Consider the following 780-nt stretch of genomic DNA (forward strand, 5'->3'; position numbering starts at 1 on the left):
TTTACTTTGCGTTTACCTACACTGGCGAAGGACGACCTGTTATCGAGAAAGAATCAGCTTTGGTTATGAACCTTTCTGGTCCCATCGTGGAACAGCGTCGTTATGTCAATCCAATGGACTCAGTCGCAGGTTCTCTTTTAGGTAACGAGATGCCAAAAGAGAACGTTTTGTTCGATATCGTGGACACCATTCGCTACGCAAAAGACGATGCCAAAGTCTCTGGCTTGGTATTAGCACTGCGCGATCTCCCAGAAACGAACTTAACGAAACTTCGTTACATTGCTAAAGCGTTAAACGAGTTTAAGGCATCAGGTAAGCCAGTTTACGCGGTGGGTGACTTTTACAATCAAAGCCAATATTACTTAGCAAGCTACGCCGATAAAGTGTACATGGCACCTGATGGTGGCGTATTGATTAAGGGCTACAGCGCTTACTCTATGTACTACAAAACTCTGCTAGAGAAGTTAGACGTTTCCACTCACGTTTTCCGAGTCGGTACTTACAAATCGGCTATCGAGCCGTTTATTCGTGACGACATGTCGGATGCGGCAAAAGAGTCTGCCACTCGCTGGGTCACTCAGTTGTGGAGCGCGTTTGTCGATGACGTGACGACTAACCGCAACATCAACGCCAAAGTGCTAAACCCGACGATGGAAGAACTGCTTACCGAGATGAAATCTGTGGATGGTGATTTGGCGCAATTGGCAGTCAAAATGGGGTTAGTTGATGAATTGGCGACACGCCAAGATATTCGTACCCTATTCGCCAAAGAATTTGGTA

At 46.3% G+C, this 780-nt stretch carries 1 protein-coding gene; it reads left to right on the forward strand.

Going from position 1 to position 780, the window contains the following annotated elements; all coding sequences use genetic code 11:
* Positions 1-780 (forward strand): S49 family peptidase (locus tag R7Z78_RS24430; RefSeq protein WP_411977589.1); only part of this gene is annotated, 780 nt, incomplete at both ends.

It is taken from the genome of Vibrio sp. 1167, assembly GCF_033340375.1.
In the GTDB taxonomy this organism is placed as follows: domain Bacteria; phylum Pseudomonadota; class Gammaproteobacteria; order Enterobacterales; family Vibrionaceae; genus Vibrio; species Vibrio alginolyticus.